The sequence below is a fragment of the Rhizobium sp. F40D2 genome, assembly GCF_051810745.2.
Classification (GTDB): Bacteria; Pseudomonadota; Alphaproteobacteria; order Rhizobiales; family Rhizobiaceae; genus Rhizobium.
Genome location: NZ_CM131436.1, coordinates 1,957,181 through 1,978,534 on the forward strand (window position 1 = coordinate 1,957,181; position 21,354 = coordinate 1,978,534).

Here is a 21,354-nt window from a genome sequence, read left to right on the forward strand (position 1 = left end):
CGGTGGCAGCTTCCCGGCCAATCCCAACCGACAGATGCGGAGCGTTTCGATGACCGGTTCCGGTTCAGAGATCCTATTGCCTCGGCGCAGGCGACGGCGCCAATCGAACTGGCGCGGCCTTGCCTATATCGCGCCGGCCATGGCGCTGGTCATCGTCTTCTTCATCATGCCGGTTCTGTTCACCGGATGGATGAGCCTGCACAACTGGCCGCTGATGGGGGCGTCGCGCTGGATCGGCTTCAACAATTATTACCGCATGGTCAACGACACCCGCTTCGTAACGGCGCTGAATTTCACCGCCTATTATACCGTGATCGTCACCATCGCCATCTTCGCCGTCGCCTTTCCGCTCGCCATCTTCGTCGAGAAGGAACGGCAGTTCGTCAGCGCCTATCGCACCATCATCTTCCTGCCCGTCGTCGTCGGCCTTGCCACCGCATCGCTGCTCTGGGTCTGGCTTGCCAATGTCGATAGCGGCTTTATCGGCCCGGCCCTCAAAGCGCTCGGTCTTTTGGAAAAGAGCCCCAATCTGCTGGCGACCTTCGACACCGCCTTTCTGACGATCGTGGTGATGGTCGTCTGGAAGATCGCCGGCTTCACCATGATCATTCTTCTCACCGGCCTGCAGGCCATTCCGTCCGAGCTGACGGAGGCCGCCCGCATCGACGGCGCCGGCCGCTGGCAGCGTTTCCGGCATCTGACGCTGCCGCTGATGCGGAAGACGATCGCACTGGCGCTGATCGTCTCGGTCACCGGCTCGATCCTCGCCTTCGACCAGTTCTACATCATGACCTCGGGCGGACCGCAGAACAAGATGATCTCGGTGGTCTATTACATCTTCAACCAGTCCTTCGTCTCCTTCAATCTCGGTTACGGCGCGGCACTGTCGATCGTGCTTCTCGCCATCCTGGTGGCGATCAGCATCGTGCAGCTCTGGCTGCTGCGCGTCGGGGAGGAGCGTCCATGAGCACCTCAAGGGAACGCCGTGCCCGCAAGGCCATCCGCGTAAAATCCGCCTATCATCTCACCGGCATCGCCATCTCGATCTTCTTCCTGGCGCCGTTTGCGATCACGCTGCTCGCCTCCTTCCGCCAGGGGACCGAAGCCAGCCTGCCGCCGCTGCCGCCATGGCCGACATCGGGCGTCAGCTTCGATGCCTATGCGCTGCTCGATACGTTCGGCGCCGGCATCTGGCGGCACATGATCAATTCGCTGTTCGTCTCGGTCGCCACCGTGGTGCTGACCGTCGCCGTCAGCCTGCTCGCCGGCTACGGTTTCTCGCGCTATCGCTTCCCGATGAAGAATGCGCTCTTCGTGCTGATCATCGCCACGCTGATGATCCCGTTCCAGTCGATCCTGACGCCGCTCTTCATCATCCTGGCCAAGCTCGGTCTCAACAATTCGCTGCTCGGGCTGACGCTCGTCTATGTGACGCTGCAGCTGCCCTTCTCGGTCTTCATGATGCGCAACGCCTTCGATGCGGTGCCGAAGGAGATCGAAGAGGCGGCCCGCATCGACGGCGCCCGCGATCTCCGGCTTCTGGCCCGCGTTCTGCTGCCGCTGGTGCTGCCTGGTGTGGCGACGGTGGCGATCTTTGCCTTCCTCAATGCCTGGAACGAGTTTCTCGCCGCACTGGTGCTGCTCTCCAGCAATGAGAAATACACCCTGCCGGTGCTGATGACGGCGGTTCGCGCCGGACGGCTCGGCGCCATCAACTGGGGAGCGGTGCAGGCCGGCGTCGTCGTCATGACGATCCCTTGCCTGATCGTCTTCCTGCTCCTGCAACGCTACTACATGCGCGGGCTGATGGCCGGCGCGGTGAAATGATCATAGGGAAAGTCGAAGCCATGACCAAATCAAGCAACGACCGCCAGTTTCGTCCCGTCGCCGTTCCCGATGTGGAGCTCGGCGGCTTCTGGGGCAAATGGCAGGACGCCGTCTGCAATTCCACCGCCGAGACCCTGCTCGACCGCTGCGTCGATGCCGGCATGCTGAAGGCGATCGACGTCAACCAGCCGAGCCCCGGCGTCGTCATTCCCATTCAGCCCTGGGGCGGGACGACGCAGATGTTCTGGGATTCCGATCTCGGCAAGTCGATCGAGACCATCGCCTATTCGCTCTATCGCCGGCCGAACCCGAAGCTGGAGGCGCGCGCCGATGAGATCATCGACATGTATGAGAGACTGCAGGACAAGGACGGTTATCTCAATGCCTGGTTCCAGCGCGTCGAACCGGCCCGCCGCTGGACCAACCTGCGCGACCATCACGAGCTCTATTGCGCCGGCCATCTGATGGAAGCCGCGGTCGCCTATTATCAGGCGACCGGCAAACGCAAGCTGCTCGATATCATGTGCCGTTTTGCCGATTACATGATCACCATGTTCGGCCATGGCGAAGGCCAGCTCCCCGGCTATTGCGGCCATGAGGAGGTCGAGCTTGCGCTGGTCAAGCTTGCCCGCGTCACCGGCGAGAAGAAATATCTCGAGCTGTCGAAATTCTTCATCGACGAGCGCGGCACCGAGCCGCATTTCTTCACGGCGGAGGCCGCAAAAGATGGCCGCAGCCTGTCCGACTATCATCAGAAGACCTATGAATATGCGCAGGCCCACCAGCCGGTGCGCGAGCAGAAAAAGGTCGTCGGCCATGCGGTGCGCGCCATGTATCTCTATTCCGGCATGGCCGATATCGCCACCGAATATAAGGACGACAGCCTGACGGCGGCGCTGGAGACGCTCTGGGACGATCTGACCACCAAGCAGATGTACATCACCGGCGGAATCGGCCCGGCCGCCTCTAATGAAGGTTTTACCGATTATTACGACCTGCCGAACGCCACGGCCTATGCCGAGACCTGCGCCGCGGTCGGCCTGGTGTTCTGGGCAAGCCGCATGCTCGGGCGCGGTCCGGACCGGCGTTATGCCGACATCATGGAACAGGCGCTTTATAACGGCGCGCTGCCCGGCCTTTCCACCGACGGCAAGACCTTCTTCTACGACAATCCGCTCGAAAGTGCCGGCAAACACCACCGCTGGAAATGGCATCATTGCCCCTGCTGCCCGCCCAACATCGCCCGGCTGGTGACGTCGATCGGCTCCTATATGTATGCCGTTTCGGACGATGAAATCGCCGTGCATCTCTACGGCGAAAGCACCGCCCGGCTGAAGCTTGCCAACGGCGCCGACGTGGAACTCGCGCAGACCACCAACTACCCGTGGGACGGAGCTGTCGCCTTTAGCACCAGACTCAAGGCGCCGGCCAAATTCGCGCTGTCGCTGCGCATTCCCGATTGGGCTGAAGGTACCACCCTCAGCGTCAATGGGGAAATGCTCGATCTCGCAGCCAATATCCGCGACGGATATGCCAGGATCGATCGCCAATGGGCCGATGGCGATCGTGTCGCTCTCCACCTGCCGCTTTCGCTTCGCCCGCAATATGCCAATCCGAAGGTGCGCCAGGATGCCGGCCGCGTCGCACTGATGCGCGGTCCGCTGGTCTATTGCGTCGAGACGACCGACAATGGCGAGGATCTAAACGCCATCGTCCTGCCCCGCGAACTTCCGACCGCCGAAACCGTCGTGCTGAAGGATCTCAACGATGCGGTCGCGCTTGATCTCAAGGTCGAGCGCGAGGAGACGTCGAACTGGGGAACACCGCTCTACCGCAATGCGCCGGCTCAAAGGCAGGTCGCCACCGCGCGTTTCGTGCCCTATCATCTCTGGGACAACCGCGCGCCCGGAGAGATGCTCGTCTGGGTCCAGTCGGACAAGTAGGTCGTTTGGGGATGACGAACGGTATGGCTAACAAGAGCGTCGTGCTCCAGGACGTGCGCAAAAGCTATGGCAATCTGCAGGTGGTCCACGGGATCGACCTGACGATCGAAGAGGGCGAATTCGTCGTCTTCGTCGGCCCGTCCGGTTGCGGAAAATCGACGCTGCTTCGCATGATCGCCGGTCTTGAGGACGTGACCGACGGCGAGGTCGAGATCAAGCGACGTGTTGTCACCGATCTCGATCCCTCCGAGCGCGGCATCGCCATGGTCTTCCAGTCCTATGCGCTCTATCCGCATATGAGCGTGCGCGACAATCTGGCCTTCGGGCTGAAGATGGCGCGCACCCAAGCCGCCGAGATCGAGACGCGCGTCAAGGCGGCCTCCGCCATCCTGAAGATCGACCATCTTCTGGACCGGCGGCCGGGACAGCTTTCCGGTGGCCAGCGGCAGCGCGTGGCGATCGGCAGGGCGATCGTGCGCAAGCCCGATGTCTTCCTGTTCGACGAACCGCTGTCCAATCTCGATGCGGAACTCAGGGTGTCGATGCGCATCGAGATCGCCCGCCTTCACCGCGAACTCGGCAACACGATGATCTATGTCACACACGACCAGACCGAGGCAATGACACTCGCCGACAAGATCGTCGTGCTGCGCGACGGCCGTGTCGAGCAGGCCGGAACGCCAAGGCAGATCTACGAAGATCCCGCCAATACCTTCGTGGCGGGCTTCATCGGCTCGCCGAGGATGAACCTGTTGAATGCCCGCTGGGGCGAGGGCGGACTGGTCGAGGTTGCCGGCGCCCGCATCGAAACCGCCTTAGTCGGCACGGGCCGGCCGGCCGGAGGCGCGGTGACGCTCGGTCTGCGGCCGGAGCATCTCAAGGTGGCGCCCGATCGGTCGGGCAAGCTGACGGCCACGGTCGATTTCTCGGAATATCTCGGCGGAACGCAGTATCTCTATTGTCAGCTCGCCGACGGCCAGTCGCTGACCGTCGAGCACCGGTCGCCGATCAGCATCGCGGCGGGCGAGCAGGTCGGCCTGCTGTTCGAACCGTCGGATTGCCGCTTGTTCGACGAGGTCGGCAACCGGCTGCGGTAAACTTCAGCCGGCGATCTCCAGCTTCATCAGATCCGCCGCCCTTTGCCGAGCCTGCCGGTCGGCAGCGAAGACATCGTCCATGTCTTCAGCCGGCGGCAGGCCGGCCAGATCGTCCATGACCCTTTCGGTGATCTCGGCCATGGCGAGGAAGGGCAGCCGCCCTTCGATGAAGGCTTCGAGCGCCACTTCCTTGGCGGCGTTCAGCACCGCGCCCTGAACACCGCCGCGCGTCATCGCCAGGCGCGCCAGCCGCAAGGCCGGAAACCGCAGCTCGTCCGGCGCCTCGAAATCGAGCCTCGCGAGCTTGGCAAAATCCAGCCGCTCGATCGGCAGGTTCGGCCGGCGCGGAAAGGACAGGGCATAACCGATGGCGGTGCGCATATCGGGGGCGCCGAGCTGGGCCAGCACCGAACCGTCGGTATAGCCGACCATCGAATGGATGATCGATTGCGGATGGATGATGACCTCGATCTGTTCGGGCGTCAGGCCGAACAGATGGCGGGCTTCGATCATCTCCAGCGCCTTGTTGAACATTGAGGCGCTGTCGATCGAGATCTTCAGGCCCATCGACCAGTTCGGGTGGGCGCGCGCGGTTTCCGCCGTCACACCGGCCATCTCCTTCAGCGAGGCGGTGCGGAAGGGCCCGCCCGAAGCCGTCAGCACGACCCGTTCGATGGCATGGCGCTGGTTTTCTTCCAGCACCTGGAAGATCGCATTGTGTTCGCTGTCGACGGGAAGCAGCCTGCCGCCGCCCTTGCGGATCGCTGCGATGAAAAGGTCGCCGGCCGAGACCAGGCATTCCTTGTTGGCAAGGGCGATATCGGCGCCGCGCTTTGCTGCGGCCAGCGTCGGCGCCAGGCCCGCGGTGCCGACGATTGCCGCCATCACCCAGTCGGCGTCCCGGTCGGCCGCTTCCATCAGGCCGGATTTTCCGCATGCGACCGCGATGCCGCTGCCCGAAAGCGCGCTCTTCAGCGATTCGTAATGCCGGTCGTTTGCCGTCACAGCCATCCGCGCGCCGAAGGCTTTCGCCTGCCGGGCCAGCAATTCGACATTGCCATTGCCGGTCAGCACGGAAATTTCGAAATTCTCCCGTCCGCCCAGGTGATCGACGACATTGAGGGTGTTCTGGCCGATCGAGCCGGTCGAGCCGAAGATGCTGAGGCGCCGCGGCGCGGTTTTGCCGGTCATTATCTGCAATTTCGCGAAAATTTCTCTCGTAGGCTCAGGCTCTACTAGGCTTTGCAGGGGGCGGCAAGTGTGCGGTGCAGCAGATTTCATGCCTCAAGGGGTTTACAGAGCCGCGGCTGGATGTGATCCTTGTGACGTTGCCGGCGGATTCGAAATCCGTCGCGCCGTTCGCGGTCGCAGAGGCAATTCGGGACGCTACGGCGTCCTTCGGAAACTGGCACTGAAGTGCCGACGGCCTTTCCGGCCAAACATTAAAATCGAGGATGAAACCGGGATAGGCGGCTTGGCTGCAATCCCTCATTACGTTCGCTGTGGGCACATTCATGTGCGCTGCAGCCCCCGTGTCCGTGAAAACGTTGGATTTCATGACGATAGTCAAAGCAACCTGTATTCTCTTCGCCATCCTCCTCTCGCTCGCCCCTGCGGCGAGGGCGGATGATCTGCTGATCTGGTCGCCGGCCAAACTCTCCGACCGATCCTACAAGGCGACGATGGGTTTCCGCCTGCCGGCCGAATGGGAAACCAGCGCCGGCGCCGATATTGCGCTCGCCTCGACCAAAGGTGGGGCGCCGCTTCCCGATTCCGAGCAGGCAATGCTCTGGGGCAGGATCGTCAGGACAAACGTCACTCCGGCCGGCCAATCGCAGCGGGGCGCAAGGATCAGCGTCGATACGCTGCGCGGTAGCGGCGCGCTGACGCTCAGCCGCTCGCGCAGCTGGATCCTGTCGGATTCGCTCGACATGCAATCCAGCAGGTCGATCAGCGTGCAATATGACGCGGTCGATATCAAACAGGCCTCGGTGACGGCGTCGCAGGCACTGAAGCTGATCCATCCCTGGACGGGAACGTCGCTTTCGGCAGGCGCCGGCATTAGCAATGCCAGCGGCGATTTTTCCAGTTCGGTTGCCGTCAATCAGGCGATCCTGCCCAACCTCAATCTCGATGCCTCGGTGAGCAATCCGTTTTCGCCAGATGAGGCTGGCAGCGTCAACCTGCGCTATCGCCTCAACTGGTAGCGGCCCTGCAACCAAAACCGGCCGAGGGGCGTTTCTTCCGCAGACTTTAAGGAGGAACGGATCATGGTGTTCAAGGAACAGACATTTCATGGGCTAGAGCCCGAGATGGAAACGGAAATTGCCAATCGTGCATCGGTCGAAGCCGCCGTCGCCAACGCGCTGGCGATTGCCGGCGGCATCGATGCATCAGATGTCGAAGTGACGATGGAAAACGATCAGATCGTGCTGACCGGTACGGTTGGTACCGTTGGTGAGATCGAACGGGCGACCGCGGTCGCGATGGCCGTGGAAGGCGTGCATTCGGTGCAGAACCGGATTCTGCTCGGCGGGCCTCCGATCAATGAACGGCATTGACGCGCCGTTATCTCTCCATCAGTGCTCAGCCCGGTCAACCGGCGAAGCGCTCGACTAGGAAGGACGAACCGGCCATGCGATCCGTCTTCTGCAGGGCCACCGGCCCGTGCGGCTGATAGGCGATGGCAAGCAGCACGGCGCTGACGGCGACATAGGCGATTGCCAGAAGAGTCATCTTGATACGCATGACGTTACTCCTTTTGCCGAATAACGCGGCCGATATAGCGAAGTTCCGCACCAGAAGATCAAATGAAAAGCCCGGCGGATCAGCCGGGCTTTGTGTGTGGATCGGCCTATCGGCAGACCCGGGTTTCCTTGATGATCGTATGACCGTGACGGCGGATTTTCTCCGTCTTGGTAAAGCAGTCGCGGGAAACGTAACGCCGCATATCGTGGCGGTAATAGGGGCTGTGATGGCGGTAATAGGGACGTTCAGAATCACGGTAGTACGGGCGCTCATCACCCGTGGTGATCGTCACACTGGCCGCCTGGGACGGCATGGCGGAAAAGATCGATGCGGCAGCGAGCGTGCAGGCTAGGATAATCCGTTTCATGACAAGCCTCTCTTTCTCAGTTGGTCAGGGGAGCAACTCGCCGGAAGCGTTGTCGGTTCAATCACATAGCGTTACCGATTGTGTCGAACAGAAACCTTTGCGGCCGCGGATCGTTACCGCAGAGCAGAGCTGGAGGCATCGAGAATGGGACCGATTGCAAGGATCATCGCCATCGTCGCCGGTCTTGCCGGAGCCACGGTCTTCTCGCAGGCGCCGGAATTTGCCCAGCAATACCGCCAGCGGATCGGCGGCGCGATCGACGAATTGCGGGTCATCGTCGAGGATTTCAACAGGCAGGCAGCCGACCACCACCTCGATCGCCAACAGGCGCTGAACACCTACGCGCAGTCCTCCGACGATTTCCTGCGCGACCGGGGCGTTTCCATGCAGCGCACGATCACGCGCTATGAAACGTTGTTGTCGCAGCAGCTGAAACTCGGCACCGCCGCCCCGGTCGCCAAGCCCTTCGTGCTACTCGGCGAGCCGGACGATGTCGTGTTCGCCAATACTTGGCGCGATTTTGTGCCGGGTGTGCCGGTCAGCTTTGCGGGTCTGGTTTGGGGTGCGATCGGTTTTGTCGGTGGCTGGCTGGTGGCGGCGCTGTTGGGATTGGGGGCGCGACGCGCGGTGAGGACACGGCGAGCCGACGGCTCCTCAATGTGATGATGAGGCTAGCCAAGCTTTGGAAGATGATTTAGCCGCCGACGGCCGCCAGCTTTTGCAGAGGATCTGCGAAGGGCGCTATAAGGCAGCCGCCTTCCGCAATGCATCGTTCATCCTTTCATCAACGTGGTCATGTTCACATGAAGCCATCGCCAGCATGGTCTTTGAAGCGGTCGGCGCGGCGGACATAGGTCTCGGCTGTCCCGCGGATCTCATGCCTGGTCACCTCCATAATGCGGCTGATGGAGGCGCGTTTCTCTGCAGCCGACGTGACAAATCCAGCGCGCAGCGAATGTGCGGACATGGTTCCAATCCCCTCAGATTTTATTGACCCAGAACATCCACCTCGGGATGAAGCACCAGGCGACAGTGAAGTTGTCGACGTAGCATTGCGGCTGGATGCCTAGCCCCTAGATGCCATGCACGCCCGCCGGTGTTCGGTTGCAGCGTTTGCCGGCTCAATCTTCCTCTCGATGATGAGCATCGAGCATTCTCCGTTGGTCTGCTGCGCATTCGAAGAGGACCAGCCGAAGACCACCAGGAGCAACACCATACCGGCCACGAAGAGGCCGCCGATCGCCAAGACAATCTTCGTGATCACTTTGAAATCTCGCATACGTCCCCCGATTGAGAGCGATAAGGGTTCTTCTCGCTATGGATTGTCGCCATAACTCTTGCGGAGCTCGTTCTTATGGCGGGTATTCGAATCCGCCAACCCTGCTTGAAGATAATGCCAGCTGGTTTCGCCGCCGGGTGACGGACTATGGCGGGCGCCGTAACCCTCTGCCAACTAGCTGCGTTGCCTAAACACTGGTGGGTTCTCGATAATCTCTACCAGGGTTGCGAGTTCGGTAGGCACATGCCCTTGCTGATAGACCGACTCGGGTAAGGGCATGTTCTGGAAAATCTGTAACACTTCGAGCCCAGCAGGAGCGGTGAACCCTGGTGCGTATCGAGGAGCGACCAGACGCAGAGGCCTAATTTGGCCGGTGGTGATGTCTTCCAGCCAGACAGGGGCGAACCACGATCGGTTCTGCCAGTTGACATAGTCCATCATTACAACGCTGCCGCCTAGGGGCAGCATGATTTGTCCGGCGATCTCGATTTCTTCCATCCTAAAGCCTCCGGCTGGAAAACTACCACCACCCAAAAGAATGGCCGAAAGGGTGCAAACCTGCGGCGAACGCCCCCGCGGCGGCCAAGGTAGCGAGCACAATTTGATAGGTTTCCAATCGGACGCGCTTCTCCAGCAGCACCGGCTCGCCTCTCCAGTGCAGTCGCCCCTGTTCGTCGAATTGGAAGTTATCGAACTCATCTATACCGATCGATCTAAGCGCCATGATAAGATTCCTCTCAAGTTGCGTTCTCAGTAGGGCACAACTGATTGAGTCGCTGAAGCCGTCCGGCAACTTGTAGGGCGAAACTTGCAGGTTATTTCGACTTTACCCACGTTGTTCGACTTCTCCACAAGCCATCGGGCTCTATGAAATTAAATACGCGGCTCTTTCGGCAAGGGTCTTTCATGTCGCGTTCCACGTTGCATGGATTCGCGGTCATTAGAAGGAAATGCCAGCCGATCGGTTGCCATCTTCGTGTACCAGAGCGAAGAGCCGGGCGTCCACGCCTTGAGGTGGTCGGCCAGCATCTTACCCTTCAGTTCCTTGTTGCCGGCGAGCGCCTGCACAAGATCGCCGACGCCGGCGATGATCTCCCCAGGTGCCGGGCCGGTGGTAATGATTGGGGGATTGGTGGTGATCCCGACGCGATTCGAACGCGTGACCCCCAGATTAGGAATCTGGTGCTCTATCCTGCTGAGCTACGGGACCACTGGATGCCATGCATACAAAAGGCTTGGCGCGAAGCCAAGCCTTAATTGTTGTCAGAGGCCCAAGCGTTGTTCGGCCAGGCGGACCCAGTAGGAGATGCCGTGGGCGATGGCTTCGTCGTTGAAGTCGTAGGCCGGGTTGTGCAGGCCGGCGCTGTCGCCGTTGCCGATGAAGATGAAGGCGCCGGGGCGGGCGTTCAGCATGTAGGAGAAATCCTCGCCGCCCATCATCGGATCGATTTCGGCGTTGACGTTGCCCTCGCCGGCAATCGCACTGGCAGTGGCCACCGCATGCTCGGTCTCGTCGGGATGGTTGACGGTGACGGGGTAGTTGCGGTGGAAGCTGATTTCGGCCTCGGCGCCGTGGGCGGCGGCCACACCCTCGACGATCTGGCGGAACCGGGTCTCGGCCAGCGTGCGCACCTCGGCGTCGAGGGTGCGCACCGTGCCGGCGAAGGTCGCATCGTTCGGGATGACGTTATGGGCGAAACCGGCATTGAACTTGGTCACCGAGACGACGACCGAGCTGATCGGATCGGCGGTGCGCGAGGCGATCATCTGCAGGTTGGCGACGATCTGGGCGCCGATGGCGATCGGGTCGATCGTCCGGTGCGGCTGGGCGGCGTGGCCGCCGCGGCCCTTGATGGTGACGGTGAATTCGTCGGTCGCCGCCATGATCGCGCCCTTGCGGGTGGCGAACTGTCCCACAGGCAGGCCCGGCAGATTGTGCATGCCGTAGACCTCTTCGATGCCGAAGCGCTCCATCATGCCGTCCTTGACCATCAGGTTGCCACCGCCGCCGCCCTCTTCGGCGGGCTGGAAGATGACGGCGATATTGCCGTTGAAATTGCGGGTTTCGGCCAGGTATTTCGCAGCGCCGAGCAGCATGGCGGTGTGGCCGTCATGGCCGCAGGCATGCATCTTGCCCGGCGTCTTCGAGGCCCAGGGTTTGCCGGTGATTTCGGTCAGCGGCAGGGCGTCCATATCGGCGCGCAGGCCGACGGTGCGGCGGCCTTCGCCCTTGCCCTTGATCAGGCCGACGACGCCGGTGCGGCCGATGCCGGTGACGATTTCGTCGACGCCGAATTCCTTGAGCTTTTCAGCGACGAAGGCGGCCGTGTTCTCAACCGCGAAGAGCAGCTCGGGCCGGGCGTGGATATGACGGCGCCATTCGGCAACCTCGTCCTGCAATTCGGCGGCTCTGTTCAAAATCGGCATGTTGGCGTTCCTGTTATGAAATCCCGGCAATCGTTCATCGCATCACAAGGACGTGAGGCGGGGGGTGTGAGGAGGCTGAGGCGTGAGCCTGTGGAAATTACTTAGTCAATGACCTTTGCCATGTCATAGCCATATAGGCTAAATAGGGGAAGGTTTCGAGATTTTCCTGATATTCGAAGGACAAAGCGTGTCGACGAGCCACTTCCGTTTGTTTGCCGCCTTGCGGCCGCTGAGTTTCGCGGTTGCCGCGACGGCTGGTTTTCTTGCCTCGGTTCCGTTCGCCGCGGCCAATCCGCATATTCTCGTCGATGTGCAGACCGGCCGCGTGCTCGAACATGAAGAAGCTTTCCGCAAATGGTATCCGGCGTCGCTGACCAAGCTGATGACCGTCTATACCGTGTTCGATGCGATCCGGGCCGGGCAGATCAGCCTCGATACGCCTGTCGTCATGAGCAAGCGCGCCGCCGCGCAGCCGGCCGCCAAGATGTATTTCAAGCCGGGCCAGAAGCTGACGCTCGACAGCGCACTGAAGATCCTGATGGTGAAATCGGCCAACGACATCGCCGTTGCTGTCGCCGAAGCCATCGGCGGCACGCAGGAAGGCTTCGTGACGCGGATGAACGGCGAGGCGCTGAAGCTCGGCATGACGGATTCGCATTTCGTCAATCCGAACGGCCTGCCGGGCAAGGGTCAGTATACGACGGCGCGCGATCTTGCGGTGCTGACCGTGGCGCTGCGCCGCGATTTTCCGCAATATGCCTCTTATTTCGCGCTTGAAGGTTTCACCAACGGCCAGCAGAACGTGCCGAGCCTCAACATGCTGATCGGCCGCTTCGCCGGCGCCGACGGCATGAAGACCGGCTTCATCTGCGCCTCGGGCTTCAACCAGATCGGTTCGGCGACCCGCAACGGCCGCACCATCGTCTCGGTCGTGCTCGGCACCGACAGCCTTGCGGCGCGCGCCGATGCGACGGCGAACCTTCTGCAGAAGGGCTTCACCACCCAGTTTCCCGGCAATGAAACGCTGGGTTCGCTGCGGCCCTACGGGCAGGGACAGGACCAGGTGACCGACATCTCCGCCGACATCTGCAGCGCCAAGGGCGCCAAGGTGCGCAGTGAAACGCGCGACGAAGTCGGCCGCATGCGGGTGCAATCGCCCTATATCCAGGAAATGGACCACGATCCGCGCTTCGTCTTTGCCGGCCTCATTCCCGGTCAGGATCCGCAGCCGGCGGCACAGCCGGAAAAGGTGGCGACCGGCGATACGGCGGGCGGCATTGCCAACGTGCCGGTGCCGATGCCGCGCCCGACATCTTTCTAAGATAGGCTTTTAAGGTCAAACGACATGAGCGCGCTCAACGACAGGATTCCGGTCACCATCCTGACCGGCTTTCTCGGCGCCGGCAAATCGACGCTGCTCAACCGCATCCTCAAAGATCCCGTGATGAAGGATGCGGCCGTCATCATCAATGAATTCGGCGATGTCGGCATCGATCATCTCCTGGTCGAAAGCTCCGGCGATTCGATCATCGAACTCTCGGACGGCTGTCTCTGCTGCACCGTGCGCGGCGAGCTTGTGGATACGCTGGCAAACCTGATGGACGCGGTTCAGACGGGCCGCGTCAAGCCGGTGAAGCGTGTCGTCATCGAAACGACCGGCCTTGCCGATCCAGCCCCGGTCATGCAGGCGATCATGGGCAATCCCATCATCGCCACGAATTTCGAGCTCGATGGCGTCGTGACCGTCGTCGATGCGGTGAACGGGCTGCAGACGCTCGACAATCACGAGGAAGCACGCAAGCAGGCGGCGGTCGCCGACCGGCTGATCGTCTCGAAGAAGGCGATGGCCGCGGCAACGGACGGGCTGGAAAAGCGGCTGCGGAGCCTCAACCCGCGCGCCGCGATGATGGATGCCGACAGTGCTGAGGCGGGCAGCGCCGCGGTGCTCGTCAATGGGCTCTACGATCCGGCAACGAAGATCGCCGATGTCGGCCGCTGGCTGCAGGACGAGGATGCGCACGAGGCGCATCACAATCATGCTCCGCACGATCATCATCATGACGGGGATCACCACGGCCACCACCATCACGGTCATCACAATCATGATCATGATGGTGATCACGCGCATCAGCACCCGCATGAGGTCAACCGTCACGATGCCTCGATTCGCTCTTTCTCGATCATCGAGGAGAAGCCGATCGACCCGATGGCGCTCGACATGTTCATCGATCTCCTGCGCTCGGCCCATGGCGAGAAGCTGCTCAGAATGAAGGCGATCGTTTCCGTCTCCGACCGGCTGGACCGGCCGCTGGTGCTACATGGCGTGCAGAGCATCTTCCATCCGCCGGTGCGGCTTGCCGCCTGGCCGGATCCCAGCGACCGTCGCACACGCATGGTGCTGATCACCAAGGATCTGCCGGAAGCCTTCGTGAAAGATCTGTTCGACGCCTTCCTCGGCAAGCCGCGCATCGACATGCCGGATCGCGCGGCGCTGTCCGACAATCCCCTCGCCATTCCCGGCATGCGGATTTAGAGCGTTTTCACATTTGCTGTTACGCGATCTTCTTCAGCCGCTGTGTTTACCGGTGCCTGAAAGCCATCTTGCCTGCTGGCCGCTCAGCAGCCTGCGATAGCGCTCCTGGCTTTCGGTCAGGTGGGCGCGCATGGCGGCGCGGGCAGCTTCCGGGTCGCCGGCCGATATCGCCTTCAGGATCGCCAGATGCTCGCGCTGCAGGCCTTCCTGATAGTCACGCGACAAGGTGCTGTCTGTGCCCCAGGGTGATGCGACGTCGCAGGGAATCGCCCGCATGCCGAGCGCATCGAGAACTTCCACATAATATGAATTGTTCGTAGCAGCGGCGATTTCCCGATGAAAAGCGAAGTCGCTCTTGCCCGTCGCTTCGCCGCGCTCGAGCAGCCGGTCGAATTCGAAGAAGGCTTCTTGGATCTGCGCTTCCTGGGCTGCATTGCGTCGCAGCGCAGCAAGTCCAGCGCTTTCGATCTCCAGTCCCATGCGTACCTCGATCACGTTGAGCGCATGGGAAATCCTGTTGCCGGCATCGAGGCTGATCGAGCCGAAGGCAATCGTTGGATGGTTCATGACGAAGACGCCGGCGCCTTGCCGCGCCTCGACCAGGCCGTCGGCCGCAAGGGTTGCGATCGCTTCGCGGACGACAGTGCGGCTGACGCCGAAAAGCTCCGCCATCCGGTTCTCCGTCGGCAGCTTTTGCCCGGGCGCGTAGACGCCGGACACGACCTGAGCGCGGAGCGCCGAAACCACCCCCTCGGACAGTTTCGGCCTTCGCTCGATCCTTAGCTCAACGGCTGTATCGGCCGCCATGTCGATCTCCTATTTGAAGGCAGCCGGCAGCCATAGCGAAATTGCCGGGATGTAGGTGACTAGACCGAGCACCACGAGGCCGGCGCCGTAGAACGGCCAGATCGAGCGCATAGCCTCCCAGACTGAAATTTTTCCGACTGCACACGTCACGAATTGCACAGCGCCGACTGGAGGCGTATTCAGCCCGATCCCGAAATTCAGGATCATGATCACGCCGAAATGCACCGGATCGACGCCGTAAGCCTGCGCGACCGGCAGGAAGATCGGCGTGCAGATGATGATCGTCGGTCCCATGTCCATAAAGGTGCCAAGCACCAGCATAAGCACGTTGAGCAGGAGCAGCACTGTCAGCGGGTCGTCCGCGACGCTCTTCATCCAGACAACGAGCGAGGCAGGCACCCTCAGGAAGGCCATCAGCCAGGAAAAGGCGGCGGCAGTGCCGATGATCAGAAGCACCATTGCCGTCGTGCGCACGGCGCCGTGCGTGGCGTGGACAAAGTCTTTCCAACTCATCTGCCGGTAGACGAAGAGGGTTACCAACAGCGCGTAGAGCACCGCGATGCATGAGCTTTCCGTCGCTGTGAAGATGCCGGATCTCACCCCGCCGAAGATGATGGCGATCAGCAGAAGTCCGGGCAATGCGACCGCCAGCAAATGAGCTACCATGGCCAAGCCTGGAAACGGCTCCGTCGGATAACCGCGCGAGCGCGCGACGAAGTAGGCGGTGACCATAAGCGCAACGGCGAGCAATATGCCGGGCAGGACGCCGGCGGTGAACAGGTCGGCAATGGATATCTTGCCGCCGGCAGAGATCGAATAGATGATCATGTTGTGGGAAGGCGGCAGGAGCAGCGCGATCAGCGCCGCCATGGAGGTCACATTGACCGCATAATCCGTGCCGTAGCCACGTTGCTTCATCTGTGGGATCATCAGGCCGCCAACGGCTGCGGCCTCTGCCACTGCCGAACCGGAAATACCGCCGAACAGCGTCGCTGTGACGATGTTGACCTGGCCGAGACCGCCGCGCACATGGCCGACCAGTGACGCTGCGAAGGCGACGATGCGGCTTGCGATGCCGCCGCGCACCATCAGGTCGCCGGCATAGATGAAGAAGGGGATGGCAAGCAGCGAAAAAACGCTCATGCCGGAATTGAGCCGCTGAAAGACGACGAGGGGCGGCAGACCCATATAGAGTACCGTAGCAAAGCTGGCGACCCCGAGGCAGAAGGCGATTGGCGTGCCGATCAGCATCAAGGTGGTGAAAACACCGAACAGAATCCAGAGTTCCATCGTGCTATACTTTCATCTTGGCGTTCGGGTCGGCATTGATGTTTTCGATCTCGACGGCTATCTCTGCCGGCAGAACCTCATCCAGCACATCGTCAATCGGTTCGCCGGCGAGGCGGAGCACAATGCGCTCCAACGAAAAGATCACGGCGAGTACACCGCCGGCGGCGAGCGGCAGATAATCGAACGCACCTGAGATACCGAGCGACGGCAGGGTCGTGTTCCAGGTGAGGCTCATAAGCGCGCCTCCATACCAGATCATCCCTGCACCGAAGGCGAGAATGACCACATCCGAGATCGTGCGCAGGACACGTTTGCCGGATTTCGGCAGCACATAGAGCAGCACGTCGAAACCAAGATGATTGTTCTCCCGGATACCGACAGCGGCGCCGAGGAAGATAAACCAGCTCATCAGCATGACCGAGCCCGGCTCCGTCCAACTCGGCGAGTCGTTCAGTACATAACGGCAAAATACCTGCCAGGCGACAAAGGCCGTCATCAGCACCAGACCGGCGCCGGCGATCCACAGGGCGGCGTTGTTCAGGCGCGCCAGGAAGTTGGTGACGGGTGTCAGATTGTTCGGCATGAGGGCCTCGTCGAAAGCGGGCGGACATTCTCCCTCATCGGGAGGACCGATCAAAAAGTGGACGAAACGGAAGGGTGAAAGGGGTGGAGATAAGCGTCCACCCCCGATACGTCACAGCGCTTCCGCAAAAGAGGAAGGCAGGCGAAGGCTACTGTACAGCCTTTACATCCTCGACCATCTTTTTCAGTACGTCGTCTTTGACGTGCTTTTCGTAAACCGGTGCCATGGCTTCGATAAAGCCCTGCTTGTCCGGTGTGGTGATTTGCGCGCCGAGTTTTTCGACATTGACGCGTGACTCGGCGACCTTGGCTGCCCAGAGTTCGCGCTGCTTGGCGACGCTATCCTTGCCAGCCTGCTTGAAGATCTCCTGATCCTCCGGCGTCAGCTTATCGAACGCCGCTTTGTTCATCACGAACACCTCCGGCAGAATGGTGTGCTCGTCGAGCGAGTAGTTCTTCGCCACTTCCGCGTGTTTGGCGGTGTCGTAGCTCGGGAAGTTGTTTTCTGCGCCGTCGATGACGCCGGTTTCGATCCCCGAATAGACTTCGCCATAGGGCATCGGCGTGGCGTTGGCGCCAAGCGCCGCCACCATGTCGACGAAGATGTCGGACTGGATGACGCGGAATTTCAGGCCTTTCATGTCGGCGACCGAGTTGATCGGCTTCGTCTTGTTGTAGAATGAGCGCGAGCCGGCATCGTAGAAGGCAAGCACGACGAGGCCAGCTGGTTCAAATGCCTTCTTGATCTGATCGCCGATGGCGCCGTCCATGACCTTGTGCATGTGCTCTTCGGAACGGAAGATATAGGGCAGTGCTGGAACGATCGACTCTTTCACCGTACCGTTGAAAGGTGCCATCGACACGCGATTCAGTTCGATTACGCCGGAGCGCACCTGCTCGATTGTGTCCTTCTCTTCGCCGAGCTGGGCCGAATGATACACTTCAACCGAATAGCGGCCCTGCGTGCGCTCCTTCACCAGTTCACCGAAATATTTGACGCCTTCGACGGTCGGATATCCGTCCGGATGAGTATCCGACGACTTTAGCACCGTTTGAGCGCTGGCCGCGGTGCCCATGAATGAGGCGGCAACGATAAGTCCCGCCGCCAGTTTAACAAAATTTCCCATGCTCTCCTCCCATTTTGCATGACGATGAATTCTCAGTACCCGGCTTGCCTGAACATCCTGAATGCGCCGCGTGTTTCCTGCGATATTCCCCGGCCAGACACCAATGGTCAGGCTCAGTTGAACGTCGCGCAAATTAAGAAGAAGCTCGGAGACATAGCAAAGTGCATCGACCTGCTCATCGGTCGGATGGGGCAGTCGCTTATGTCTGCACTCCCGCTATTCTTCTTATGGAAACAGAAGACTTGGATTGATCAGCCTCCTCCATTTTTGCCGCTCCTCCGATCGGCTCACTATGGCTAAAACCAGCGAAGTATAATGTCAACATACAAAAGCTGCGTAGTTGTATGATGAATTTTCTCCGTTGGTTCGGTCGCTGGCTTCGTCGGTAAGCAGGGCCAGGGATTTGGAGATGCACAGACAGGCTTCTGATTGATCCTGCCGCTTGGCAAGACTGCGGGAGCCGGATTCCGGCGCGAACGCGTGCGTCATCAAGCGCGCAAAAGCCGCTGTCACACGTTGGATACGCGTCGCAGGGATCGAGTTTGATGCGACGCGCTTTGGTGTCGAACAAACCATATTGTCGATCACGAATTCGTGTTCGTTGCCATGCGTAACAGAAGGCCTTGCCGAACCGAATGGAGAATTACCCGGCCGATAACCGGCCGGCGGAACATCCAAGAGGAGATCATTCATGAACCGTTCGACGCTCACCCTTACCCTCGCCGGCTCGCTCGCCACCGCTTTTGCGTCCGTTGCCTTCGCCGCCCCGCTGCCGGCTGAGAAAATGGTCGGCAACGAGAAGTGCTATGGCATCGCGCTCAAGGGACAGAACGACTGCGCCGCAGGCGCCGGCACGACCTGCGCAGGCACCTCGACGATGGACTATCAGGCCAACTCCTGGAAGGCTGTGCCGGCCGGTACCTGCACCAGCATGAATGTCGACGGTCACATGGGCAAGCTGGAGCCGATGAAGGGCTGACCGTCAAGCGGGGGCCCAGCTACACGGGTCCCCGCCATTATCCGACAAATCGGGAGGAACCGCGATGTCCGCTTCGAAAATCCCAACTTCCGCCTTGCCCGCCCGTGCCGGCCTTGGTCTCAAGCCCGAGCACTATGAGACTATTCTCGCCGATCGGCCGGATATCGGCTTCTTCGAGGTGCATGCCGAGAACTACATGGGCGCCGGCGGGCCGCCGCATCGCTATTTGGAAGCCGTGAGTGCACTCTATCCACTTTCGCTGCATGGCGTCGGTTTGTCGATCGGTGCAGCGCACGCGCTTGACAAGGCGCATCTGAAGCGGCTGCGCGGCCTGATCGATCGCTATCGGCCGCAGAGCTTCTCCGAACATCTGGCCTGGTCGACCCACGACACGGGCTTTCTCAACGACCTGCTGCCGCTTCCCTATACGCCGGAAACTCTGGCGCGCGTCATCGATCATGTCGACGAAACACAGCAGGCGCTCGGACAGCGCCTGCTGCTCGAAAACCCGGCGACCTACGTGCTGTTTGCCGACAGCACGATCGATGAGGCAGACTTTCTGGCGGCAATTGCGGAGCGGACCGCCTGCGGTCTGCTGCTCGACGTCAACAACGTGATGGTCTCGGCGGTCAATCACCGGCTCGATGCCGCCACCTATATCGACCGCTTCCCGGTCGAGTTGGTCGGCGAGATTCACCTTGCCGGCTACGACGAGGCCGTCGACGACGCCGGCGACCGGTTGCTGATCGACACACATGGTACGGCGGTCAAGGCCGATGTGATGGCGCTCTACGAGCACACGCTTGCGCGCAGCGGACCGCTGCCGACGCTGATTGAATGGGACAACGACGTCCCGGATTTCGTGACGTTGCAGACGGAGGCGGCCCGCGCGGATGCGATGCTCGCTGCCGAAGCGCTCGGCCGCAATAAGCGTAGGATCCGGGCGGCATGACAATGGATTTCGCCGCAAGCCAGAACGCCTTTGCTGATGCATTGCTGCATGCCGACCGACCGGTGCCGGACGGTATCACCACAGCGCGCGGCACGACCGACGCTGCGCGGTTCGCCATCTACCGCAACAATGTCTTCGTTGGGCTGACAAGGGCATTGGCGCAGAACTTTCCGGTGACGGAGCGGCTCGTTGGAAAGCAATTCTTCACCGCTATGGCGCGGGCCTATGCCCAGGATCACAAACCCGCATCACCGCTGATCATCGAGTATGGCGGCGACTTTCCGGATTTCATTGCAAGCTTCCGGCCGGCGAGTGATCTTGCCTATCTGGCCGACGTCGCCCGGATCGAAGCGGCCTGGAGGCGGGCCTATCAGGCGGCGGACGCCGCGCCGCTCGATCTCGCGGCCCTCTCGGCCGTGGCGCCCGAGACGCTTGCCGACTTGCGGCTGGTCCCGCATCCTTCAGCGGACTTGATCCGTTCGGACCATCCTGTTGGCTCGATCTGGAGCGCGCATCAGCAGGACATGGTTATGCCGGTCGCCGACTGGCGAGCGCAGGATGTGCTGGTCGTGCGGCCGGGGATGACCGTCCATGTTCATATCCTGCCGCCGCAGGACTCCGTTTTCGCGGCCTGCTTGTTCAAGGCCGCCACGCTGGGCGCGGCAGCAGAGGCGGCATTGATCGCCGCCCCCGAATTCGATTTTGGAACAGCGCTGATTGGTCTTGCCAGTCTCGGTGCATTCAGCGCCCTGCAACAGGATGAAGGAAACGTCCCATGAAGACCGAAGCAGCCTCCTCATACGGCGCTGGCGCTGCCCTTGCCGCTCTCGTCACACGCACGGAAGGCCTGTTCGCCTCCCTTCCCCCGTCGCTGCCGCTGCTGGCGCTGCGCTTCGCGCTCGCAATTCCCTTTTTCAAGTCGGGATTGACGAAATGGGACGGATTCCTGACGCTTTCACAGGGGGCAAGATATCTCTTCGAACAGGAGTTTAGACTCCATATATTCGGCAGCGAGATTCCTTATCCGTTTCCCTTGACGATGGCGACGGCAGCAGGGATCGGCGAACTGGTGCTGCCGGTCTTGTTGATCTTCGGCTTGGGGACGCGGTTTGCCGCCCTCGGCTTGCTGCTGATGACGGCGATTATCCAACTGACCATTCCCGATGGCTGGGCGAATTTCCACCTGCCCTGGGCGGCGATGGCATTGGCACTGGTCGTGTTTGGCGGTGGCAGGATCGCAATTGATCCACTGGTGATGCAGCGCCGCATATGACCTGCGTTGCGCCTTGTTCGGCCCCGATTTTCGGGCATGCCGCGCAAAGTGTGCAGTGGTTTCGCGATAAAACATACGTAAAAACAAAGTGCTAATGCATGTCGCCCGGAAGCGTGCAGCGGT

General features: G+C 61.0%; 27 protein-coding genes and 1 tRNA gene. 13 read left to right on the top strand and 15 right to left on the bottom strand.

Translation table 11 applies throughout. From position 1 onward, the window contains the following. Positions 1-49: 49 nt before the first annotated feature. The 4 genes from ACS4RS_RS09390 to ACS4RS_RS09405 are packed head-to-tail and all read left to right on the top strand — an operon-like array spanning position 50 to position 4,867. Positions 50-967: an ABC transporter permease subunit gene (locus ACS4RS_RS09390; protein ID WP_439011189.1), complete on the top strand. Its 918-nt coding sequence runs from the start codon at positions 50-52 to the stop codon at positions 965-967. Next, positions 964-1,827 (top strand): carbohydrate ABC transporter permease, encoded by an 864-nt coding sequence (locus ACS4RS_RS09395; RefSeq protein WP_003589887.1) that lies wholly within the window; start codon positions 964-966, stop codon positions 1,825-1,827. Before ACS4RS_RS09390 ends, ACS4RS_RS09395 begins: the two co-directional genes overlap by 4 nt. A gap of 20 nt (positions 1,828-1,847) precedes the next feature. Then, positions 1,848-3,770 (top strand): beta-L-arabinofuranosidase domain-containing protein, encoded by a 1,923-nt coding sequence (locus ACS4RS_RS09400; protein WP_439011188.1) that lies wholly within the window; start codon positions 1,848-1,850, stop codon positions 3,768-3,770. An 11-nt stretch (positions 3,771-3,781) separates the two neighbouring features. Then, positions 3,782-4,867: a sn-glycerol-3-phosphate ABC transporter ATP-binding protein UgpC gene (locus ACS4RS_RS09405; protein WP_439011187.1), complete on the top strand. Its 1,086-nt coding sequence runs from the start codon at positions 3,782-3,784 to the stop codon at positions 4,865-4,867. A 3-nt stretch (positions 4,868-4,870) separates the two neighbouring features. Here the strand turns inward: ACS4RS_RS09405 and dxr are convergent, their stop codons facing one another. Next, positions 4,871-6,061, bottom strand: coding sequence for a 1-deoxy-D-xylulose-5-phosphate reductoisomerase (gene dxr / locus ACS4RS_RS09410; protein ID WP_439011861.1), 1,191 nt, complete (start codon positions 6,059-6,061; stop codon positions 4,871-4,873). Positions 6,062-6,423: 362 nt separating this feature from the next. On the opposite strand from dxr, the gene ACS4RS_RS09415 reads away from it, so the two are divergent. Beyond that, positions 6,424-7,074 carry a hypothetical protein gene (locus ACS4RS_RS09415; RefSeq protein ID WP_439011186.1) on the top strand — a complete coding sequence of 217 codons (651 nt, stop codon included), beginning with the start codon at positions 6,424-6,426 and terminating at the stop codon, positions 7,072-7,074. A gap of 63 nt (positions 7,075-7,137) precedes the next feature. After that, positions 7,138-7,428 (top strand): BON domain-containing protein, encoded by a 291-nt coding sequence (locus ACS4RS_RS09420; RefSeq protein WP_439011185.1) that lies wholly within the window; start codon positions 7,138-7,140, stop codon positions 7,426-7,428. Between the two features lie 34 nt (positions 7,429-7,462). Here the strand turns inward: ACS4RS_RS09420 and ACS4RS_RS09425 are convergent, their stop codons facing one another. Both ACS4RS_RS09425 and ACS4RS_RS09430 read right to left on the bottom strand, forming a co-directional pair. After that, on the bottom strand, positions 7,463-7,615 hold the full coding sequence (locus tag ACS4RS_RS09425; protein WP_165503973.1) for a hypothetical protein: 153 nt from the start codon (positions 7,613-7,615) through the stop codon (positions 7,463-7,465). Positions 7,616-7,721: 106 nt separating this feature from the next. Next, positions 7,722-7,982 (bottom strand): hypothetical protein, encoded by a 261-nt coding sequence (locus ACS4RS_RS09430; protein WP_439011184.1) that lies wholly within the window; start codon positions 7,980-7,982, stop codon positions 7,722-7,724. A 144-nt stretch (positions 7,983-8,126) separates the two neighbouring features. On the opposite strand from ACS4RS_RS09430, the gene ACS4RS_RS09435 reads away from it, so the two are divergent. Next, positions 8,127-8,645 (top strand): DUF2937 family protein, encoded by a 519-nt coding sequence (locus ACS4RS_RS09435; RefSeq protein ID WP_439011183.1) that lies wholly within the window; start codon positions 8,127-8,129, stop codon positions 8,643-8,645. Between the two features lie 136 nt (positions 8,646-8,781). On the opposite strand, the gene ACS4RS_RS09440 is transcribed toward ACS4RS_RS09435, so the two are convergent. From ACS4RS_RS09440 to ACS4RS_RS09470, 7 genes are all read right to left on the bottom strand, one after another. After that, positions 8,782-8,949, bottom strand: a complete 168-nt coding sequence (locus tag ACS4RS_RS09440) for a DNA recombinase (RefSeq protein WP_439011182.1) — start codon at positions 8,947-8,949, stop codon at positions 8,782-8,784. A gap of 99 nt (positions 8,950-9,048) precedes the next feature. Beyond that, positions 9,049-9,246, bottom strand: coding sequence for a hypothetical protein (locus tag ACS4RS_RS09445; protein WP_439011181.1), 198 nt, complete (start codon positions 9,244-9,246; stop codon positions 9,049-9,051). A gap of 189 nt (positions 9,247-9,435) precedes the next feature. After that, positions 9,436-9,759, bottom strand: coding sequence for a hypothetical protein (locus tag ACS4RS_RS09450; protein ID WP_439011180.1), 324 nt, complete (start codon positions 9,757-9,759; stop codon positions 9,436-9,438). A gap of 22 nt (positions 9,760-9,781) precedes the next feature. Further along, positions 9,782-9,985 carry a hypothetical protein gene (locus tag ACS4RS_RS09455; RefSeq protein WP_439011179.1) on the bottom strand — a complete coding sequence of 68 codons (204 nt, stop codon included), beginning with the start codon at positions 9,983-9,985 and terminating at the stop codon, positions 9,782-9,784. Between the two features lie 149 nt (positions 9,986-10,134). Further along, a complete protein-coding gene (locus ACS4RS_RS09460; RefSeq protein WP_439011178.1) occupies positions 10,135-10,329 on the bottom strand; it encodes a hypothetical protein in 195 nt (64 codons plus the stop codon). Between the two features lie 65 nt (positions 10,330-10,394). Then, positions 10,395-10,471: transfer RNA gene (locus tag ACS4RS_RS09465), tRNA-Arg, on the bottom strand. A gap of 53 nt (positions 10,472-10,524) precedes the next feature. Then, positions 10,525-11,688 carry an amidohydrolase gene (locus ACS4RS_RS09470; RefSeq protein ID WP_439011177.1) on the bottom strand — a complete coding sequence of 388 codons (1,164 nt, stop codon included), beginning with the start codon at positions 11,686-11,688 and terminating at the stop codon, positions 10,525-10,527. Between the two features lie 187 nt (positions 11,689-11,875). On the opposite strand from ACS4RS_RS09470, the gene ACS4RS_RS09475 reads away from it, so the two are divergent. Then, complete coding sequence (locus ACS4RS_RS09475) at positions 11,876-13,009, top strand: serine hydrolase (protein WP_439011176.1); 1,134 nt, start codon at positions 11,876-11,878, stop codon at positions 13,007-13,009. A 24-nt stretch (positions 13,010-13,033) separates the two neighbouring features. Beyond that, positions 13,034-14,221, top strand: a complete 1,188-nt coding sequence (locus ACS4RS_RS09480) for a CobW family GTP-binding protein (RefSeq protein WP_449313955.1) — start codon at positions 13,034-13,036, stop codon at positions 14,219-14,221. Positions 14,222-14,254: 33 nt separating this feature from the next. On the opposite strand, the gene ACS4RS_RS09485 is transcribed toward ACS4RS_RS09480, so the two are convergent. The 5 genes from ACS4RS_RS09485 to ACS4RS_RS09505 form a co-directional block, all read right to left on the bottom strand. Further along, positions 14,255-15,028, bottom strand: a complete 774-nt coding sequence (locus ACS4RS_RS09485; RefSeq protein ID WP_439011174.1) for an FCD domain-containing protein — start codon at positions 15,026-15,028, stop codon at positions 14,255-14,257. 9 nt (positions 15,029-15,037) lie between these two features. Then, positions 15,038-16,318, bottom strand: a complete 1,281-nt coding sequence (locus tag ACS4RS_RS09490) for a TRAP transporter large permease subunit (RefSeq protein WP_439011173.1) — start codon at positions 16,316-16,318, stop codon at positions 15,038-15,040. A 4-nt stretch (positions 16,319-16,322) separates the two neighbouring features. Further along, positions 16,323-16,901 carry a TRAP transporter small permease subunit gene (locus ACS4RS_RS09495; protein WP_439011172.1) on the bottom strand — a complete coding sequence of 193 codons (579 nt, stop codon included), beginning with the start codon at positions 16,899-16,901 and terminating at the stop codon, positions 16,323-16,325. A gap of 148 nt (positions 16,902-17,049) precedes the next feature. Continuing rightward, positions 17,050-18,027 carry a TRAP transporter substrate-binding protein gene (locus ACS4RS_RS09500; RefSeq protein ID WP_439011171.1) on the bottom strand — a complete coding sequence of 326 codons (978 nt, stop codon included), beginning with the start codon at positions 18,025-18,027 and terminating at the stop codon, positions 17,050-17,052. Positions 18,028-18,345: 318 nt separating this feature from the next. Beyond that, entirely contained in the window at positions 18,346-18,720 is a 375-nt protein-coding gene (locus tag ACS4RS_RS09505) for a hypothetical protein (protein WP_439011170.1), read from the bottom strand. On the opposite strand from ACS4RS_RS09505, the gene ACS4RS_RS09510 reads away from it, so the two are divergent. From ACS4RS_RS09510 to ACS4RS_RS09525, 4 genes are all read left to right on the top strand, one after another. Then, a complete protein-coding gene (locus ACS4RS_RS09510; protein ID WP_439011169.1) occupies positions 18,719-19,006 on the top strand; it encodes a BufA1 family periplasmic bufferin-type metallophore in 288 nt (95 codons plus the stop codon). The genes ACS4RS_RS09505 and ACS4RS_RS09510 overlap by 2 nt on opposite strands. 64 nt (positions 19,007-19,070) lie before the next feature. Continuing rightward, positions 19,071-19,958 (top strand): MNIO family bufferin maturase, encoded by an 888-nt coding sequence (gene bufB / locus ACS4RS_RS09515; RefSeq protein WP_439011168.1) that lies wholly within the window; start codon positions 19,071-19,073, stop codon positions 19,956-19,958. After that, positions 19,955-20,737, top strand: coding sequence for an HvfC/BufC N-terminal domain-containing protein (locus tag ACS4RS_RS09520; RefSeq protein WP_439011167.1), 783 nt, complete (start codon positions 19,955-19,957; stop codon positions 20,735-20,737). Before bufB ends, ACS4RS_RS09520 begins: the two co-directional genes overlap by 4 nt. Further along, positions 20,734-21,231 (top strand): DoxX family membrane protein, encoded by a 498-nt coding sequence (locus ACS4RS_RS09525; protein WP_439011166.1) that lies wholly within the window; start codon positions 20,734-20,736, stop codon positions 21,229-21,231. The genes ACS4RS_RS09520 and ACS4RS_RS09525 overlap by 4 nt, the downstream gene beginning before the upstream one ends. Positions 21,232-21,354 lie beyond the last annotated feature (123 nt).

Excerpts from the sequence above, each read along its gene's own strand:
- ACS4RS_RS09390 (WP_439011189.1), top strand. The coding sequence starts at position 50 with ATGACCGGTTCCGGTTCAGAGATCCTATTGCCTCGGCGCAGGCGACGG.
- ACS4RS_RS09395 (WP_003589887.1), top strand. The coding sequence starts at position 964 with ATGAGCACCTCAAGGGAACGCCGTGCCCGCAAGGCCATCCGCGTAAAA.
- ACS4RS_RS09400 (WP_439011188.1), top strand. The coding sequence starts at position 1,848 with ATGACCAAATCAAGCAACGACCGCCAGTTTCGTCCCGTCGCCGTTCCC.
- ACS4RS_RS09405 (WP_439011187.1), top strand. The coding sequence starts at position 3,782 with ATGACGAACGGTATGGCTAACAAGAGCGTCGTGCTCCAGGACGTGCGC.
- ACS4RS_RS09415 (WP_439011186.1), top strand. The coding sequence starts at position 6,424 with ATGACGATAGTCAAAGCAACCTGTATTCTCTTCGCCATCCTCCTCTCG.
- ACS4RS_RS09420 (WP_439011185.1), top strand. The coding sequence starts at position 7,138 with ATGGTGTTCAAGGAACAGACATTTCATGGGCTAGAGCCCGAGATGGAA.
- ACS4RS_RS09425 (WP_165503973.1), bottom strand. The coding sequence starts at position 7,615 with ATGCGTATCAAGATGACTCTTCTGGCAATCGCCTATGTCGCCGTCAGC.
- ACS4RS_RS09430 (WP_439011184.1), bottom strand. The coding sequence starts at position 7,982 with ATGAAACGGATTATCCTAGCCTGCACGCTCGCTGCCGCATCGATCTTT.
- ACS4RS_RS09435 (WP_439011183.1), top strand. The coding sequence starts at position 8,127 with ATGGGACCGATTGCAAGGATCATCGCCATCGTCGCCGGTCTTGCCGGA.
- ACS4RS_RS09440 (WP_439011182.1), bottom strand. The coding sequence starts at position 8,949 with ATGTCCGCACATTCGCTGCGCGCTGGATTTGTCACGTCGGCTGCAGAG.
- ACS4RS_RS09450 (WP_439011180.1), bottom strand. The coding sequence starts at position 9,759 with ATGGAAGAAATCGAGATCGCCGGACAAATCATGCTGCCCCTAGGCGGC.
- ACS4RS_RS09455 (WP_439011179.1), bottom strand. The coding sequence starts at position 9,985 with ATGGCGCTTAGATCGATCGGTATAGATGAGTTCGATAACTTCCAATTC.
- ACS4RS_RS09470 (WP_439011177.1), bottom strand. The coding sequence starts at position 11,688 with ATGCCGATTTTGAACAGAGCCGCCGAATTGCAGGACGAGGTTGCCGAA.
- ACS4RS_RS09480 (WP_449313955.1), top strand. The coding sequence starts at position 13,034 with ATGAGCGCGCTCAACGACAGGATTCCGGTCACCATCCTGACCGGCTTT.
- ACS4RS_RS09485 (WP_439011174.1), bottom strand. The coding sequence starts at position 15,028 with ATGGCGGCCGATACAGCCGTTGAGCTAAGGATCGAGCGAAGGCCGAAA.
- ACS4RS_RS09490 (WP_439011173.1), bottom strand. The coding sequence starts at position 16,318 with ATGGAACTCTGGATTCTGTTCGGTGTTTTCACCACCTTGATGCTGATC.
- ACS4RS_RS09495 (WP_439011172.1), bottom strand. The coding sequence starts at position 16,901 with ATGCCGAACAATCTGACACCCGTCACCAACTTCCTGGCGCGCCTGAAC.
- ACS4RS_RS09500 (WP_439011171.1), bottom strand. The coding sequence starts at position 18,027 with ATGGGAAATTTTGTTAAACTGGCGGCGGGACTTATCGTTGCCGCCTCA.
- ACS4RS_RS09510 (WP_439011169.1), top strand. The coding sequence starts at position 18,719 with ATGAACCGTTCGACGCTCACCCTTACCCTCGCCGGCTCGCTCGCCACC.
- ACS4RS_RS09505 (WP_439011170.1), bottom strand. The coding sequence starts at position 18,720 with ATGAATGATCTCCTCTTGGATGTTCCGCCGGCCGGTTATCGGCCGGGT.
- bufB (WP_439011168.1), top strand. The coding sequence starts at position 19,071 with ATGTCCGCTTCGAAAATCCCAACTTCCGCCTTGCCCGCCCGTGCCGGC.
- ACS4RS_RS09520 (WP_439011167.1), top strand. The coding sequence starts at position 19,955 with ATGACAATGGATTTCGCCGCAAGCCAGAACGCCTTTGCTGATGCATTG.
- ACS4RS_RS09525 (WP_439011166.1), top strand. The coding sequence starts at position 20,734 with ATGAAGACCGAAGCAGCCTCCTCATACGGCGCTGGCGCTGCCCTTGCC.